We start from the raw sequence: 17,457 nt of genomic DNA on the forward strand, positions 1-17,457 counted from the left end.
CGCTACCTCCCGTCCCCGACAGAATCCTCGGACACCTGCGGCGGAAACGCCATCGGCGCCGAACCGGTGATATCGACAGCCACACCGGTGGGCTCCGAACGCCCCGAGGCGTACTCGACCAGCCGCCACCCCAACAGCGACTGATACCGATACTCCTGATCACCAGCGACGCCCCGCGCAGCCATATAGCGGGCGTACTCCTCGACGCTGGTGAACGCGCAGATCCAATCGACACCCCCGAGCCGGGCCGTGTACAGGCGATCATCATCAACCAACGGCACCAATAAACCAGCCTGCCCGAACGCCGCCGCCAGCACCTCCGGCTGCCCGAAACCGGCATAGAAAGCAGCGATCTCCGCTCGCAACGCGGCACCACTGTCGAATTCAGCCAATCGCCTAGCCACCCCGCTCACGATCTATCGGCCACCCACCAAACCAGGCCCATCGCAGCATACCTATGGCTCGGTGGCCGCCATCCGATCCAGAAACGCTTGCCCCCGGGCTGGAACTACATCATCGTCAATCTCCGCTGGTGGCAGTCAGAATCGGCCGATTCGTCGTCGGGAAGAGACGCGAGACCGACCGCCACTCAACAATCTCGACTCGATCGTGGCTGGCCCCGCCTGGGACACCCTCGAGGGTTCCACTCGGATGAGCACTCGCGAACGCGTTCGGTGCTGTCGGGCTCTGGACCGGACACCACCTCACGCCCTTCAGCGATCAGAGCCACGGTCAGTCATCTGTTCTGTTTCTTCGACTTGATCGGCTTCTTCTTTGTCTTCGGCTTGTCGTGGTCTGGCTCCCACTCATAGCCCGCCAGGTTCTGCTCGCAGTGCCAGTTTTCGACCAAAACATCGCCTTGGTCTCGTTCGCACCAGCGTTCCGTCTTGCCACACGCAGTGAGGCCGAATCCAGCGGCTACCGCGATTGCTACGGTGATCACGGTGGCGCGGAATCGGGTGTTACGCATTGGGGTTTCTCCGATCTCGGTAGTTGAGTTCGGGCGCCAGTCCTCGTCGATGATCTCGGCGACCGACTGCACGTGCGTCGGTGAAGGAATCGTGGTCATCCTCACCCGATGACACAGCAACTTCGGCCAGGGTGGCCGGAACCCGAGCCTCCACCGAATCCATGAGCCACAGCAACGAAGGCGGCTGAGTCGAGTATCTGCTGGTCAGTATCAGAGTCGGAACGCATATGAAATCCATTGATAGATCGCCGGTTTGGGCACCATCATCGCCAGTGGGCCTTGCAGGAACCTTAACGATTGGTGAGTGAGTACCGGACGTCCGGTTCCGTGGGGATACCGAACCAACCGACGGCGCCCACATCCGCAGGGAGTACGCGTTCCGTTCAGCGGCCGCCATGCTGCCCATCACACCGTCGGCCGGTGCCTGGTAACCATCACGCTATCCAGTCGGTGAATATGCCCGGCGTTCAACTGGACGGTCAGCGTCAAAGCGGTTCAGGGCGCCTCCTGCTAATCCGCGGCCAGCATTCGCTCGAGCTCATCCCATCCTTCGGCGGTGGACTGGCGACGGACTTGCACAGCGCGCGTACTCGATAGCCAGGCAACCCATCCGCAGTGCCGATGGAATTCATGTGGCGCAACGCTGTCCAACGTTGTTCGTCGTCCAGCATGACGAACCGGGACAGCGTTTTGCCCGCCGCTGCCGCACCCGCCAATGCGTGCGCGGCGAGCTAACGCAGGTGGGCCAGCAGAGTCTTCATCTGGTGCTCGCATTGTTGCTTTACCTCGTCGCTGGTGAGGTGACCGGCGCGATCGCGCACAGTGAAGGTCGTAGTCGCGAACAGGTTTCCGTCAGCGACGGCGATCTCGATGCTGAATTTGTGAGACTCCGAATTCGAATCTCGATCCCGCAGCACGGCCAGGGCTTGCACTTCCGAACCCATATCGTCGAGGTTTTCGGTCCTCACTGCGGCACCGACCGCGGCGCGTTTGATTTTGTCGAACTCGGCGTTCCCACCGGCGGGGTCGAGCGTGTAATCGACCCACATCTGCAACGTAGCTGAGGCATCGACCCCGGCGAAATCGGCTCGACATTCCAGTCGGCTGTCCGCCACATCACCGGCGACGAGCTCTGCCCCCGTCGGGGGCTCCGTCTGCCGCATGCCCTGCTGGTCGATCGCGGACAGGTCCAACGCCGCACAGGCGTGTGAAACCTTGCCCGGCCGATATTTCACAGCTGCCGTCGGCTGTACCGGTACGACAGGGTTGGGTCGAAAGGGACCGCCGGGATGGTAGCCGGTAATGACAAATACGGCGGTCACCACAGACACGACGAAAACCGTGGCGGCTGCGCCGACCTTGTACCAGGGCTGTGCGCTTCGTGTGGGAACCGGCACGTCGCGTGAACCATCGGTAGTCATCGCAACCGCCCTGCGGCGGTTCGAAGCTGCTGCTCGCAGAGGTCGGCCAGATCGTAGGCACTGATCTCCGGCGATCTGAACAAGTCGAATCGGATCTCAACGGAAACGTTGCGCTGAATCAGCCCTGCATCGCATCCGTGCATCGCGATGCCCGAGTCTTCAACCGAAGCCGACAGATACGCGTCCTCACCGATACCGGGTACCGTTCGTGTGACGATATCGGTCCCGGAGCGCCCCAACACCAGAGTGCGTGCCCTGTCGTACTCCGGGCGCAGATCAGTCGTCTCGGTGCGCCGGTCGGATACCTCCACCTTCAGATTCACCATGGCGTGGTCCAACTCGACATTGTCACAGTAGAGCGCCACCGGGGGTGCGATATCGACCTTTCCGGACACGGGCGTCTGTTTCGCCGGGCCCGCGACCCGCTCGAAAAGGGACAGATCGATCATGGCGCAAGGGTTTCCAAGACCATCGACGGTGTACAGCGCGGGCTGATCGGCTGTCCTCACCCAGGCCGTTACCCCCGTGAAGACGAACACGACAACGCCAGCGATCATGAACCCCGCCGTGATCACCCTGAGCAGCCGATTGCCCGAATCGGTACGCCGCACTAGCGATTGCGGCGTCACCGGGTCGGGATCGGACGAGCTGTCGGATTCGGCGGATTCACCCGATAGAGCGGGCATCCCCACCGCCTACTGATCGCCGCGTCACGTGCCAGATCATCATGTTCCTCCCTGTCCCGGTAGCCTGGCTCGCCCAGCAGCACTTCGGGCGCCGAGCGGTCGACCCAACGATGAGAGTCGGACGTCCACGTCCGACGCCAAACCTTCACTGTCGCTTCGCTACTACCGCATCCGATTGTTCGCCGACGGTCTTAACCGGCACTTGTAATCTCCATAAAGCTCCCCGATCATCGGCTCCGGTCGGAAATACCACCGGCCACGACCTCCGCACCCCGATCTGCGAAGGATCCAGCGGGGTCCGGCGATACAAGGCCGGTACCGTCGACCGAACCGGTGAACCTGCCAGGACCGCCCGACGGCCGCGACGGCGAGAGGAGTGATCCCACCCCGATGAGGTACCCAACGCCTGGAATCCGGCAGGTGACGCTGGCCTATGTCGTCGCCGGCCTCATGGCCGTGACGGTCGGCATGACTGGCTGCAGCAGCGAAACACATAACGGCGACCGACGGCCGCAGCCGACCCAGGCCGCGAACGACACCAACATCGCCAGGGAGGCTTCCGAATTCGGCGGCATCGTCATCCCGGAGAATGTTTCCCTGCTCGGCGCCCGATCCGAGCACGGTATCGACACGCTCTACCAGCTCGCGCTATCGACCGATCCCCAGGGTCTTACCCTGCTGCTGACCACATCGAAATTCTCCGCGCCGCTGACCAAAGTCTTCGGCGTGGTGGCTCAGACCGCCATCGCGGGGCCTTCCCTGGAGACTTCACCGTCGATCCTGAAGGCCCAGGACCTCTACCGACGCCCTGATGGAAAGTCGGTCAACCGGATCGTCATCGTGGACGAGCGCGACGCGGCGAGCCGCTTCGTCCACATCCAGCTGTTCGACACATGATCCGCGTCCTCAGCCAGGGCGAGGATCAGGTAGCCCACCAACGCGGCGACGAACAGGAGCAGCAAGAGCACGGCCGCAGTGCGTTTCTGCCAGTTGACCATCTCCGGCATCACCCAGGTCGTGCTCGCCGTCGGCGCCGATGCCGGCCTGCGACCGCACACCCTGCGCCACACCTACGACACCCGGCCTGCGCCTCCATCGAAACCAGCGCCCGCTACTTCCGCGCCAGTACTGCCGAACAGGCCGCTGTCATCGAAACCGGCCTCGAGCAGCAGATCGGAAGAACCCATAAACGACTCCCCACACCGGAACCCCCGAGATCGACGCGGCCGACCTCGAACGTTGCGAGGGCTGGAGCCTCGCCGCAGTCGCCGCCACAGAAGGCACCGTCGCCGACGCCCGCCAAACGATCTCGCCGAACAACAAAGGTCCGAGGCGACCCACGCACCTGCTGCACGCGTTCACCAACCTCGACGTCGCCGATCGCACCGCTGCGGTGACAGTCGCGCTTGAACGGAGGCCGCTGCGGTTGAACGGTCCTCAGTCGGCGAGGTAGCGCAGCATCACCACAGTGTTGAAGTGCCTCGTCTCGGCCAATCGGAGCTGGCTGCGCTTGTCCAGTGACGGGAACATCGGTGTGCCGCCGCCGAGCACCACGGGCGAGACGAACAGCTGGTACTCGTCGATGAGCCCGTGCGGCATCAGCGAGGCCGCGAGGCTCGCGCCACCGACCTCCATGACGCCATCGCCTCCGGCCTTCAGCCTGCAGACCTCCTCGACCGCGTTCTCACTGACCAGGGTGCTGTTCCAATGGACCTCGGTGAGCGTCCGGGAGAAGACCACCTTGGGCTTCTCCATCCAGAGCCCGCCGAACTCACGCTCGATGCGCGACGCGTCCTCGGGCACGTGCGGCCAGTACTCGGCCATCAGCTCATACAGGCGACGACCGTGCAGCGAGACCTCGATATCGCGGTAGCGGTCGTTGTGGAACTGGTGCAGCTCCTCGTCCGGGACAGCCCAGTCGATGCTGCCGTCGCGGTCGTTGACGAAGCCGTCCAGGGACACACCGAACCCGTAGATCAGTTTCCTCATAACCGGGCAGACCTCCTACACGCTCGAAACTCATCGGACCTCACCAGGCGTTAAACCATATCCATTGGCTTCTCGGCGATCTCACCAGTCGGCGACCCCATGTCCGACAGCCGGGTACGACAGACTCCGGCGAGGTCGTCGGCCCCGGCGAAGCCCGTCCTGTGCCAGCTCGCAACAGTGCAGGACCCGCCGGAAGTCACCAAGGCGCGCGTGACACATGGCGGCGCCCAGCACCGCGTCACCCCATTCCGCTGCCACCTCACAGGATGCCGCAGCCCACGGCTCGCCCCGCGCACCAGACTCCGCACGGGCACGCAGTCTGCCCGCCACAGCGGGCCCATGCCCAAGAACCCACAACGCATATCCCAACTCCGCAACCTAGCCCCGCACACCGCAACCAATCCCTAAGCAGAACAAATATTGTCCGTTCCAGTTGCGGACCGCGACTAACTGACCTGCTCCCGAAAGGTTGCCGAACAGTTCGGCAGCGCGAGTGTTCCGATCTACTTTGCGGATCGGGGGACCTCCGCCGGTCAGACCGAGTGATCCGGGGACGCAGGCAACGGAAACGATCGGGTTCCCACTGGTCACCACCAGCACACCGAAACCTATGTCCACCGAACCCACCCACGAAAGCCAACCCGAACACCCAAATGCCGGCCCGAACAGGAGCGGACAGGTTTCCGGACGATGCGGGATTGCAGCGAAGCTAGTGGTGCGTCCGTGCGAAAACGCCGCTGACGCGACTCCTGTGCGGGGTGACAGGTGAGACTCATACTTCTCCGGCGCCCGGCGTACGATAGCGGTGGCTGATCCGGGGTCGGTGGCCCCGCCGGTCGGCGACCGAGGTGGATGCGAGGAAGTGGCTCACAAGGGAGCTGAGTATGCGCATCGTAGTGGATCTGAACAAGTGTCTGGGATACGCGCAGTGTGTCCCGCTGGCGCCGGATGTGCTGAAGCTGCTCGGTGACGAGGCGCTCGCCTACGATCCCAACCCTGATGAATCCCAACGCCAGCGGGTACTGAGGGCGGCGGCGGCCTGTCCGGTTCAGGCGATCATCGTGGAGACCTACACTCCCGCTGAGGATGACCCGATGTGAGCGCGGCATCACTGGTCGCCGAGCTGGTGGCAGCGTTTCGCGCGGAAGGCCGCATCGTGATCGTGGGCGCCTCGCTGGCCGGGTTGCGCGCCGCGGAAGCGTTGCGAGAGCGCGGTTTCCGCGGCAAGCTCACGGTGATCGGCGACGAGCCGCACGAGCCCTACGATCGTCCGCCGCTGTCGAAGCAGGTGCTCGAGGGATGGGTACACCCCGATCACACCAGGCTCCCGCGGCGGCGGGCCGTCGACGCCGACTGGCGGCTGGGGGTCGCCGCCACCGGCCTGGACCGGGTCAACCGCCAGGTGCTGCTGGCCAACGGGGACAAGGTCGACTACGACCGGCTGCTGATCGCCACCGGGGTGCGAGCGCGGCAGTGGATCAATCCTCGAGAAGCCGCGCTCGACGGCGTTTTCACAGTGCGAACCTGCGATGACGCCGCACGCCTGCAGGCCGCACTACACGCCGCCCCTCGACGGGTCCTCATCATCGGGTCAGGATTCATCGGATCGGAGATGGCCTCGGTGTGTCGCAAGCTGGGCCTGCCGGTGACCGTCACCGAACGCGCCGACGGGCCGCTGGTCGGCGCACTGGGCGGGGTGATCGGTGATATCGCCGCCAGGATGCACCGCGATGCGGGCGTCGACCTGCGCACCGGGGTCGCGGTCGAGGCGCTGGAGGCAGATGACGGCGGCCACGTGCGGCGGGCTCGGCTTTCCGACGGAGCCACCCTCGATGTCGACGTCGTGGTCGCGTCACTGGGCTCGATCCGCAACGTCGAGTGGCTCGAGGGCGCCGGGCTGGCCAGCGGCTTCTGGGGGGTGGGGTGCGACGCCGGCTGCCGCGCGTTCGACATCAACGGCGTAGTGACCGACAACATCTTCGTCGCCGGCGACATCGCCCGCGCCCCGCACGTGCTCTACGAATACCAGTTCATCTCCATGGAGCACTGGGACAACGCGGTGTCCGGAGCTCAGGTAGCTGCCAACAACATGATCAACCTGGAGACCGAGCGGTGCCCGCACCTTCCACTGCCGATGTTCTGGTCGGCCCAGTTCGGCGTCAACATCAAGGGTGTGGGGGTGTGCTCCTTCGGCGACGAGATCGTGTTCACCCAAGGTTCGCCTGACCAGCGCCGCTTCGCCGCCGCGTACGGCCGTCGGGGGCGCATCGTCGGCGCCGTCACGTTCGACCACGGCAAGTGGCTGGACTATTACGGCGCTCTCATCGAGCGGTCGGCGCCGTTCCCGCCGCCACTACCGGGCTACGACCGCCCCGGGGACATGACCCCGATCCCGGCGCGCTTCCCGGATCCGCGCGTGCCCACCGAGATTCCCACCGTCGTGCTCACCGGTCACGACCCGACCACGCGAGGTGCCGAGTTTCGTCGGCGGAGCTGACATCGCACGCCACTGCCCGCCGAATCAAGGAGGGATTATGACCGCAGAGACTGCCTGGGCGGAGGCGATGACCTACGACAACCGCGCCGATCCATACCCGTTCTTCGCCGAGCTTCGCAAAACTCCCGTCGTGCAGGTGGCCGACAACCTCTATGTCGTCACCGGCTACCGCGAACTGCTCGCGCTCGCGCACGACCCCCGGATCAGTTCCGACATCCGCCGCAGCCCACTGGCAGCCCACCTGGCCGGCGACGCCGAACCACCCGCGGGCGTCGAAGACTTGCAGGCGCACGGCGGCCGCAAACCGAGCATCATCGTGTCCGATCCGCCGGACCACGACCGGGCCCGCCGGCAGGTGATGCGCCACTTCGGGCCGCCACACTCGCCCGACCTAATCCCCAGCATGGAGCCCAGCATCGTCGGACTGTGCAACAAGCTGCTCGACGACATCAAAGCCCGAGAATCAACCAGGTTCGACGTGGTCGACGACTACGCCTATCCCGTACCAATGACAATGATCTGCAAAATCCTCGGGGTCCCCCGCGCCGACGAACCAACCTTTCACCTCTGGATTCGTGACCTGTTGACCGGCCTGGATCTGGGCCCGGATGCCACCACCGACGAAGGACAGGCCCGCGCAGCACAAGGCCGAGCCGCCGGTGCGGCACTGCGGCACTACCTCGCCGAGCTGATCGAGCAATACCGTCACCAGCCCGGAGATGGACTGCTGTCGGACCTGGTCAACGACACCGAAGGGCCCGACGGTCCGATGTCACCGCAAGAGGCGGTATCCAATGCGCAGTTGTTGCTCGTCGCCGGCCACGACTCCACGGTCAACACCATCGCCAACTGTGTGATGACCCTGCTACGCAACCCCGGCTCGTTCGAACTGCTGCGGCAGCGCCCGGAACTAATTCCACGCGCCATCGAAGAAGTCCAGCGACTGCAGTCGGCCGTGCAGTTCTTCCCCAGCCGCAGCGCCACCGACGACATCGAGATCGCCGACACCGTCATCCCGAAGGGCGCGGCGGTCCACCTGATGTACAGCGCCGCCAACCGCGACCCCACCCGCTTCGCCAACCCCGACCAGTACGACCCCGAACGCCCCGACAACGAGCACCTCGGCTGGGGCAGCGGAATCCACACCTGCATCGGCGGCCCGCTGGCGCGGCTCGAAGTCAACCTCACACTGGAAACCTTCCTGCGCCGCGTGCAGAGCCCCCGCCTGGTTGACGACCCACCGCCATATCGCCGAAGCCATATCTTCCGCGGACCCCTACACCTCATGATCGACGTCGACCACATCACCGAATGACGACACATCATCAAGTCGTCGCCCACCCCTTGCTCACCCGAATCGACGCCGACATAGGCGATCTCGAACTCACCGCCCTCCCTCTGCATCGCCCCCGCGCACCAGACTCAGGCTTCGCACGGGCACGCAGTCTGCCCGCAACAGCGCGCCTATGCCCCCAGAACCCACAACGCATACCCCAACTCCGCAACCCTCCCCGCAAACTACCCCCACACACCGCAACCAATCCCTAAACAGAACAAATATCCACACACCCTCAAATTCCCCTCCACACCCAATTACAACAGGCAGACCTTTTGCATCAAGGATAACAATTATATAACGACCAGGACTTTTGATGCGTTTGCCACTAAATAGGTGAACTGCGAGCCTAGATTTTATAGCAGATGTCGTGCTTCCTGGAGGTATGACCGCGACACTTCATAAGGTTGTCGCTGGAAACGGCTACCTCTACTACCTCCGCAATGTCGCCGCGAATGACGCATCGGCTCGCGGCCGGTCCAGCCTGGCCGACTACTACTCGACACGTGGTGAGTCACCGGGGCGCTGGCACGGTGCAGGCTTGGCCGCGTTGGGGATTCAGCCCGGCGACGAGGTAACCGAGGAGCAGATGAAGGCACTGTTCGGGTTGGGCCGTCACCCGAACGCCGACCAGATCGAAGACCGCGTGTTCAACGAGGAGATGGACAAAGGCGCCAAGCTCAAAGACGCCGAGCGGGCAGCCGATAATGCGTCACGGTTGGGGTATCCTTTCCGCGTCTATTCCGATGTCAATGAATTCCGGAAACGGTGCGCGCAAGCCTACGAAGAACACAATATTGCGAGCGGTTCGGACCCTAGTGAAGCTATTTCCGATGACCGGCGGGCGCAGATTCGCAGCACAATCGCGACGGAAATGTTCACAGAACACTACGGTCGCGCACCCATGGATGCACGTGAATTGTCGGGGTGGGTGGCACGCAACTCGCGACCACAGACGACCGCCGTGGCCGGTTTCGACATCACCTTCAGTCCGGTCAAGAGCGTCTCGGCGCTATGGGCGATCGCCCCGCGAGAGGTCGCGGAGAAGGTCGAAGCCGCCCACCATGCCGCAGTCGATGATGCGCTGCGCTGGTTGGAGCACAACGCAACGTACACGCGGCTGGGCCGCAACGGAGTCCGCCAGGTGGATGTCGAGGGCCTGGTGGCGGCCCGGTTCGCGCATCGGGAAAGCCGTGCCGGTGACCCTGACCTGCACACGCATGTGCTGATCGCCAACCGTGTCCGCACCACCGATGGGCGCTGGCGCACCCTGGACGGTGCGATGGTGTACCAGGCGATCGTCACCGTCTCCGAGATCTACAACACTCGTTTGGAGATGCATCTCGAAGAAATGGTCGGTGTCGAGTTCGCTGAACGTCCCGGTGTGGATCCGTCGAAACGTCCGATCCGTGAAATCGTCGGTGTCCCTGAACGGTTGAACCAGTTCTGGTCCCAGCGCGACGCGGAGATCACCCAGCGGCTCGGGCAACTCACCACAGCCTTCCAACGCAAGTGGGGACGCGAACCCATACCCACGGAATTGTTCGGATTGATGGACCGCGCAACGCTGGAAACACGCCCCGACAAGCAACAACTACGCACACTCTCCGAACAACGCGCCGACTGGCGAGCCCAGGCCGTCACCCTGGTGGGCAGCCAGGAAGCGTTGGCACGCATGGTCTCCGCAGTGCTGCACCCACCGCACCACGCGCGCCCTGTGGCCGATGCCGTATGGATCGCACGCACCGCCGACTACGTCCTCGAGACGATCTCAGCACAGCGGTCGACCTGGCAACGCCACCACATCCGCAGCGAAACCGAACGCCAACTCCGTGGCCAGATACGCCTCGAGGACTGCGAACGCGTCGCTGAAGCGGTAGTGGCGCAGGCATTGTCACCGACATCGGCCATCGCTCGCGGTGATCCCGACATCACCGATCAACCGCGACTGCGCGCGGTGCCGATGATGTTCGCCCGTCGCGACGGCTCCAGCGTGTACACCACCGCGGGCTCCCAGATCTACACCTCAGCGCAAGTATTGAGCGCCGAACAGCAGTTGATCGACCTGGCGGTGCAGCCCGGTGGCCGTCAATTGCCGAAACCTCTCGTCACGCAAGCGGTCCATGCCTATAACAGCGCGAACCCGGACAGGCCACTCAACGCAGGTCAGATCGCGGTCGTCGAGGGCTTCGCCACCTCAGATCTGCGCGTACGCACCGTCGACGCACCCGCCGGTTCCGGGAAGACCACAGCCATGCGCGTGCTCACCGAGGCATGGCACGCCAGCGGTGGCACCGTCCTCGGACTCGCTCCCACGGCCGCGGCCGCCTCGGTGCTGGGTGAGTCGATCGGCGCACGCGTCGAGACCATCGACAAGCTCCTCGACGTCCTCACACGCCACACCCCCGAAACCCGGGACAGCGAAGCGAACGGGTCACTGCCGCAATGGGTATTGCAGATCGACCAGAACACGTTGGTGATCGTCGACGAACACGTCAAAGTCGGGAACCTCAAACGCCTACGCCTGCTGCAGTTCCTAGCTGCTCGGGACGCGACAATCCGCTGCCTCGGTGACCCGAAGCAACTGCCCTCGATCGAAGCCGGCGGCGCCCACACCGACATGAACGACGCCGCCAACACCCCCAACCTCACCCTCGACCACGTCGTCCGCTTCACCTCCCCAGCCGAAGCATCCGCCAGTCTGCTTCTCCGCGAAGGCGATCCCGCCGCGCTCGGCTTCTATCTCGACCACCGTCGCATCCACTCCGGCAGCCATGCCGCCACCCACGACGACGCCTACATCGGATGGATCGCCGACCACTCGAGCGGCCGCGACACCATCATGCTCGCCCCCACCCACGACATCGTGCGCGAACTCAACCAACGCGCCCGCGCCGATCGAATCGCCCGCACCGGTACACCAGTCGGGTCGGAATGCGCACTGGCCGACGGTCTGTGCGCGTCGGTCGGTGACACGATCGCCACCCGCCGCAACGATCCACGACTGCGTCTTGCCGACGGTGATTGGGTTCGCAACGGATACCGGTGGATCGTTTCCCGCGTTCACGACGACGGAAGTCTGACCGTTACACGCCTGCGTTCGCGTCGCGAACTCGGCCATACAGTGACACTTCCGCCGCGCTATGTGACCGCACATGTGCGCCTCGGGTACGCGACAACGATCGATTCCGCGCAAGGCGTCACCGCCGATACGTGTCACGTCGCGCTCACCGGATACCAAAGCCGCGCGCAGTTCTACGTCGCGATGACTCGCGGCGCGCACGCAAACCACTGCTACCTACCAACAACATTGGACGCCAGCGAAGGTTCTTTCTTCACCGAACCAGCCGTATTTCCGCGCACCGCGGTGGAGGTACTGCTGCGCGTCCTCGGCCGCGACGACGCACAGAAATCCGCGCACACCGAACTACGGGACGCGCTCGATCCCTACCGCCGGATCGGCCGCGCGGTCGATATCTATCTCGACGCGATCGGCCTCGCCGCCGAACATGCCCTCGGCCCAGACGGACTCGCTCAGCTCGATACCGCCGCGGAAGCATTGCACACCGGGCTCACCGACACCCCCACCTACCCGATACTGCGCCAGCACCTGGCGACAGTCGCACTGACCGGTCGCGATCCGATCGCCGCGCTCCGCACCGCCGCCGCGAGCCGGGAACTCGATACCGCCGATGATGCTGCCGCGGTTCTGGATTGGCGACTGGATCCAACGGGCGCACATTCGTGTGGTGTCGGGCCGCTGCCGTGGACACGCGGACTACCTCACGCACTCTACGCCGGTCATCTGTCGGCCCGAGCGCGGATCGTGACCGACCTCGCCGAACAGATCCGAGCCGACACCGCTACCTGGTCCTCGACAACCGCGCCGCATTGGGCGCGGCCACTCATTGGTGGCGACCGCCAACTGCTCGCTGAACTCGCAGTCTGGCGGGCGTCCCTCCATATCGACGACCGCGACTTGCGCCCGACCGGACCACCCCGCTATCCCGTGCTCGAACGTGAACACCAGCAGCTGCTCGATGCCCGCGTCATCGACGCCATCGGCGACATCCATCTCCCCGTCAACCGGTGGTCACCACTGGCCAAACAACTCGACGAACGCATCACCAGCGACCCATACTGGCCGTCCCTCGCCGACAAAATCGACCACGCCGACCGCGCCGGAATCGACATCGAAACACTTCTCAGCGACGCCGCGTCCCTGCGACCTCTACCCGATGAAATGCCCGCCGCCGCACTCTGGTCACGCCTGGAACTCCAAACCCCCACACCCAACATCCGCGACCGCAATAGACCAACCCGGACCGCCGACGCGCACGCAGTTCTCGACGAACACACCACCGAACAGGCCATCACCGATCTGCCCCAGCCTCACATTGCCGCAGCCGTCGACCACACCCCCGACGTCGAACCGGCCACCGAACCCACACTCGACGAGCTGCGGATGCTCACCGATGCCGAACTCGAACAACACATCGACGAACTCCATCTACACATCGCCCTCGCCGAAACCGACGCAATCATCTACAGCCCATACACCCCAGCCCCCGACGACGTCGAACGCGCCGCCGAGGCGGCCGCGCGCCATCAGCAGGCAGCTAAACAAGCCATCCGCGACGCGCAGGCCAGCATCAACGAACTCCGTGCGGCCGAACAATCACTCCAGGCCATCACCACCGAACTCGACCACGCCCGAACCGCACTCAGCTCCACACCGGCCTATCGACGTGGTCAACGCCGCGCACTCCACACCCAGATCACAACCCTCCAAACCGCACAACAGCACCGCACCCACGCCCGAAATTCCGCGCACACCACCGCACGCAACGCCCAACGAGACGCGCTCCGACTCGCCGGCCCCGCCGAGGACTGGGAACACATCCTGACCCAACCCATCACCGAGCCGAGAACCCAGCCAACACCCACCACACCATCCGAGCCGACCTACGCCGACACACTGACGGCCGAATATCAGCAAGAACTCGACCAACTGCAATCCGAACAACACCGACGAACCCAACTCACCCCCACCCAAACCGCCGCCGAACAGCAACTACGCCAACAACACAACGCTCCCGAGGACGACTCCTGCGACTACTTCGACAGCCCTGTCGAACCTCACTATCCGCAGCCTGACCACGATCTCGGTCTGTAAAACAAGCCGCATCGACCACCTACTGCGCCTGCGCCCAAGCGAGATCGCCGCATCGAAAAGCCCCCGCGTCCAAAATATTTGGCGCAAAGCCCGTGATCGCAGTACGGCGACACAAATGACCAGCTCACAGCCTCCGGACTAGCGAAGTCGCAGCCGATCAGCTTTCATGGTCATAGGGAGAATCGCAGACAGGGCACAACCGAAGCGATAACTCCATGCATACAAGCGGTTTCCAGACGCACGGATCACCGATCCGCGTCCGCCCCAGCTTCCATCCCGTCACATCGAACGCAACGGTGCCTGCACCGGTCATCGGTATCCGCGCGCACCCGACGACACCCGTTCCATGCACCCTTCGTGTGGCGAATCAGGTTGCCGCAGATGAATAGCCATTCACGCGAGCAGTCGACCGACACCAGCGCCGAGGTGTCCCCGCCACACGAACCCACCTACCCAGTCGAGGTAGGCGCACAGGTTCTCGGTAAATCACGACGCTGGTACCTCACACAACTCAGAGCGGGCAACCTGCCCGGCCACAAGGCAGGCCGGACATGGTTCCTCACCGCCTCCGACATCGCCGCCGCGATCGAGCAAACCAGCAAACCAACCACGCCCATCCCCCGACCACCCCACAGACCGTCACCAGAAATAGCCACAGACCAACCACACCGCCCTATCCACCGGCGACGCCCTCGACGACGAATCCCGCCCCAGCAACACACCTGATGAGCCCCCTGCAGCGCCGAAACCGGCAGCGCCGCAGGGAAACGGCACGGCCTGGAGGGGACCGCCAGGTGTTGCCCTGCACCTGCCCCCAGGCCGTGCTCCACCACCCGAAACGCAGCCCAGGACCGCCGAGCTCCAACGTCCTACTTGCGACTGCGAATACTCGCACACGCCTCAACTCGACGAGACTGCCTCGGATTCAACGAGATCGGACAGCACCGAGCGAAAGGGTTTGTGAGCACCTGCGGCCGGACGCGCTGAAGAGCGTTACAGCCAGCGGAGCACGCTGCTTCTGGCACCGATGGAACGGTTGATCGGAAACTGCGGTGCTCACCGCTGCGAAGCGCATCGCGCACATCCAACCTGGCCGCTGCTTGTTCGCCTTCTGTACCGCCGCTCCGAACATCCAGACCACGGCGTGGTAGTCGCCGACGTCGACCTCCATTAGACCGCCGCTGGCAACAAAATGAACGCTGATGGCCCCTCGGACCGGGGAGTAGTCCGAAGGGCCATCAACCTGAAACCGGGCCGCGAGCCACCACTGGCATCGGGCGAATTCATCAACAGGCCAGACACTTTCATGTCTGTCTGGCATGCATGATCTTCGCTCCCTCAACGCCGTGACCAGCGGACCAGCTCACCGGACTGGCGAAGTCGCATCTGCAACGTGTTACTCACTTTGCAGACCGCCCTGCTCCTCGAACAGACCCTAACCCCACCTGGGGCGTCAGTTGTCAATGTGAGGGCTCAGGACATCCTTTACTGATTGTCGTCGAGAGATGCTTGACTGATTTGAGGTCGGGCTCCACCTCCTGTGACGTGGAATCTGGTGATGGGTGCGAGGTTTTCGCGCGGGCGCACGGCTATTTCCTCGTCACCATCAAGGATGCGGAAGAAGGTGTCCTCGACTACGACGGTGACGATCTTTCCCTTGTGGCGCCGCCCGAGCGTGATGCCTTGACCGGCGATGGTGATCTGCCCGTTGGTATGCACTTTGCGCAGTGCGCGTAGCGACCCGGCCGGTAGGGGTAGCGGGGGCAGTGGCGTGGTCGGTTGTTGTGCACCCCGGAGCTTGCCCAGGTCGCCTTGAGCGACGGGACATGGCCAGGTGCCCACCAGTGCGTTGTCGAGGATGGCGTGCATCAGGTGCCCGTCGAGTCGGAGTGTGATGTTGCGGCCCACGCAGGCTGTTCCTATGGGGAACCGCATCCCGGCAATGTGCGCGATGCCGTCGTTGCCGACGGCGCGCTGGATCTCGACGGCTTGTCCGGGGTTGATCGCCGCGCTGCCACCGAGGCCGCGTCGTAGTGCTGGTTTGGCAGGTTCCGGCCCGGCTGGACGTGCGCCGCGCATTGTGAGGTGTCGCAGGTCTTCTGGGTGCAGGCGCGAGGCAACGGTTCGCACGGGGTGCCCGTCGAGGGTCAGGTGGATGCTGCGCAGGTCGGCCCAGATGGTGAGAGTGCGGCCGGCCATGCTCTTTTGCATCGATACCAGTTGGCGCCCTGACAGGATGGTCACCTCACCGCTGGGCGGGACACGGACCTCGAATTCGACTGCCGCGCCATCGGTTCGGCGGTCCTCGGGTGCACGGATAACGTCGATGATGACTGGTGATCCCACCCCAGGTTCGCCGGTTCGTGCGTCCTCGGTTCCACGGGTGTCCAGGCGTGTCGGCCCGTTCGGTCGAAACAGCTCGGCTGGCGCGGCCATGTCGAGGGCTTGATGGGGACGGTTTGTGTTGTAGCTGGTGATCCAGCCGTCGACCGCTTCCTGAGCGGCGGCATGAGACTCGAATGGTGTTGCGAGATCAAGGAATTCCGTTCGAAGGGTCTTGTGGAAGCGCTCGATCTTTCCTGTGGTGGTGGGTGAGCGGGGCTTCGTCAGCCGTTGCTTGATGCCGTTGTCACGGCAGATCCTTTCGAACAGCACCTCCACCGGTGCCGGCTTGAGATACCGGCCGGTGAACTGGCCGCCGTTGTCGGTCAGCACCTCTGACGGGACTCCATAGCAGCGCATGGCGGCGGTGAACGCCGCAACGACCTCCCGGGCCGAGGGAGTGGACAGCACTGCGGCGATGACTACGAACCGTGAGTGGTCATCGATGCCGGTCAGCAGTTTGCATTGACGACCGTCGGCCAACGGCACACCACCCACGATGTCGATCTGCCACAAATGCATCGGCTCCTGCCGCTGCCACCGCTTGTACTTTCGTCGGTGATTCTGAGCCTGCGGATCGATCAGACCATTGCGAGTCAGCACCCGATGGACCGTGGCCCGGGAAGGTGCCCGATCGACTCCGCGACGACCGAGCTCGTGGCTGATCCGCCGCGCACCCCACCGCGGATGGTCTCGACGCAGCTGGCAGATTATCGCCTCGACCTCCGCGTCCAGCTTGGTCGGGCTCGTATGCGGACGGCGGGACCGATCAGCCAGTCCCGCCATGCCCTCCTGCTTGAAGCGCTTACGCCATGAGTCGACCGACTGCCGTGTCGTCCCGTATCGGGCCGCGACCTCTCCAATCGGTGAGCCACCCAACACCTCGCAGACCGCCCGATACCGGTACTCCGCCACCGCCTGCTGATCCAAGAATCGTCCGCCCTTCACCCAACAACAACGAGCGGAACAAGATCACGGACCAATACGAAACGTCAAGCGT

At 64.1% G+C, this 17,457-nt stretch carries 11 protein-coding genes; 6 read left to right on the top strand and 5 right to left on the bottom strand.

From position 1 onward, the window contains the following. Positions 1-2: 2 nt before the first annotated feature. Positions 3-404: a hypothetical protein gene (locus OIE68_RS31835; protein WP_327094682.1), complete on the bottom strand. Its 402-nt coding sequence runs from the start codon at positions 402-404 to the stop codon at positions 3-5. A gap of 332 nt (positions 405-736) precedes the next feature. Beyond that, positions 737-1,042: a hypothetical protein gene (locus OIE68_RS31840; RefSeq protein WP_327094683.1), complete on the bottom strand. Its 306-nt coding sequence runs from the start codon at positions 1,040-1,042 to the stop codon at positions 737-739. A 581-nt stretch (positions 1,043-1,623) separates the two neighbouring features. Here OIE68_RS31840 and OIE68_RS31845 point away from each other — a divergent pair. Beyond that, a complete protein-coding gene (locus tag OIE68_RS31845) occupies positions 1,624-2,034 on the top strand; it encodes a hypothetical protein (RefSeq protein ID WP_327094684.1) in 411 nt (136 codons plus the stop codon). Between the two features lie 353 nt (positions 2,035-2,387). Here the strand turns inward: OIE68_RS31845 and OIE68_RS31850 are convergent, their stop codons facing one another. Next, positions 2,388-3,077: a hypothetical protein gene (locus tag OIE68_RS31850; RefSeq protein WP_327094685.1), complete on the bottom strand. Its 690-nt coding sequence runs from the start codon at positions 3,075-3,077 to the stop codon at positions 2,388-2,390. 420 nt (positions 3,078-3,497) lie between these two features. Between OIE68_RS31850 and OIE68_RS31855 the strand changes: the two genes are divergently transcribed. Then, positions 3,498-3,974 (top strand): hypothetical protein, encoded by a 477-nt coding sequence (locus tag OIE68_RS31855; RefSeq protein ID WP_327094686.1) that lies wholly within the window; start codon positions 3,498-3,500, stop codon positions 3,972-3,974. A gap of 540 nt (positions 3,975-4,514) precedes the next feature. On the opposite strand, the gene OIE68_RS31860 is transcribed toward OIE68_RS31855, so the two are convergent. Further along, positions 4,515-5,066, bottom strand: coding sequence for a dihydrofolate reductase family protein (locus OIE68_RS31860; RefSeq protein ID WP_327094687.1), 552 nt, complete (start codon positions 5,064-5,066; stop codon positions 4,515-4,517). 884 nt (positions 5,067-5,950) lie between these two features. On the opposite strand from OIE68_RS31860, the gene OIE68_RS31865 reads away from it, so the two are divergent. From OIE68_RS31865 to mobF, 4 genes are all read left to right on the top strand, one after another. After that, positions 5,951-6,166 carry a ferredoxin gene (locus tag OIE68_RS31865; protein ID WP_327094688.1) on the top strand — a complete coding sequence of 72 codons (216 nt, stop codon included), beginning with the start codon at positions 5,951-5,953 and terminating at the stop codon, positions 6,164-6,166. Next, entirely contained in the window at positions 6,163-7,563 is a 1,401-nt protein-coding gene (locus OIE68_RS31870) for an NAD(P)/FAD-dependent oxidoreductase (protein WP_327094689.1), read from the top strand. The genes OIE68_RS31865 and OIE68_RS31870 overlap by 4 nt, the downstream gene beginning before the upstream one ends. A gap of 37 nt (positions 7,564-7,600) precedes the next feature. Continuing rightward, entirely contained in the window at positions 7,601-8,878 is a 1,278-nt protein-coding gene (locus tag OIE68_RS31875) for a cytochrome P450 (RefSeq protein ID WP_327094690.1), read from the top strand. Positions 8,879-9,284: 406 nt separating this feature from the next. Continuing rightward, the gene (gene mobF, locus OIE68_RS31880; protein WP_327094691.1) at positions 9,285-14,075 is read left to right on the top strand and encodes a MobF family relaxase; all 4,791 of its coding nucleotides are present in this window, start codon (positions 9,285-9,287) and stop codon (positions 14,073-14,075) included. Between the two features lie 1,485 nt (positions 14,076-15,560). On the opposite strand, the gene OIE68_RS31885 is transcribed toward mobF, so the two are convergent. Further along, the gene (locus OIE68_RS31885) at positions 15,561-17,387 is read right to left on the bottom strand and encodes an IS481 family transposase (RefSeq protein WP_327094692.1); all 1,827 of its coding nucleotides are present in this window, start codon (positions 17,385-17,387) and stop codon (positions 15,561-15,563) included. Positions 17,388-17,457: the final 70 nt, after the last annotated feature.

This window comes from Nocardia vinacea, assembly GCF_035920345.1.
Lineage (GTDB): Bacteria > Actinomycetota > Actinomycetes > Mycobacteriales > Mycobacteriaceae > Nocardia > Nocardia vinacea_A.

What these genes read in the sequence shown, in the direction of transcription:
- OIE68_RS31850 (WP_327094685.1), bottom strand. Translation starts at nt 3,077, where the DNA reads ATGCCCGCTCTATCGGGTGAATCCGCCGAATCCGACAGCTCGTCCGAT.
- OIE68_RS31860 (WP_327094687.1), bottom strand. Translation starts at nt 5,066, where the DNA reads ATGAGGAAACTGATCTACGGGTTCGGTGTGTCCCTGGACGGCTTCGTC.
- OIE68_RS31865 (WP_327094688.1), top strand. Translation starts at nt 5,951, where the DNA reads ATGCGCATCGTAGTGGATCTGAACAAGTGTCTGGGATACGCGCAGTGT.
- OIE68_RS31875 (WP_327094690.1), top strand. Translation starts at nt 7,601, where the DNA reads ATGACCGCAGAGACTGCCTGGGCGGAGGCGATGACCTACGACAACCGC.
- mobF (WP_327094691.1), top strand. Translation starts at nt 9,285, where the DNA reads ATGACCGCGACACTTCATAAGGTTGTCGCTGGAAACGGCTACCTCTAC.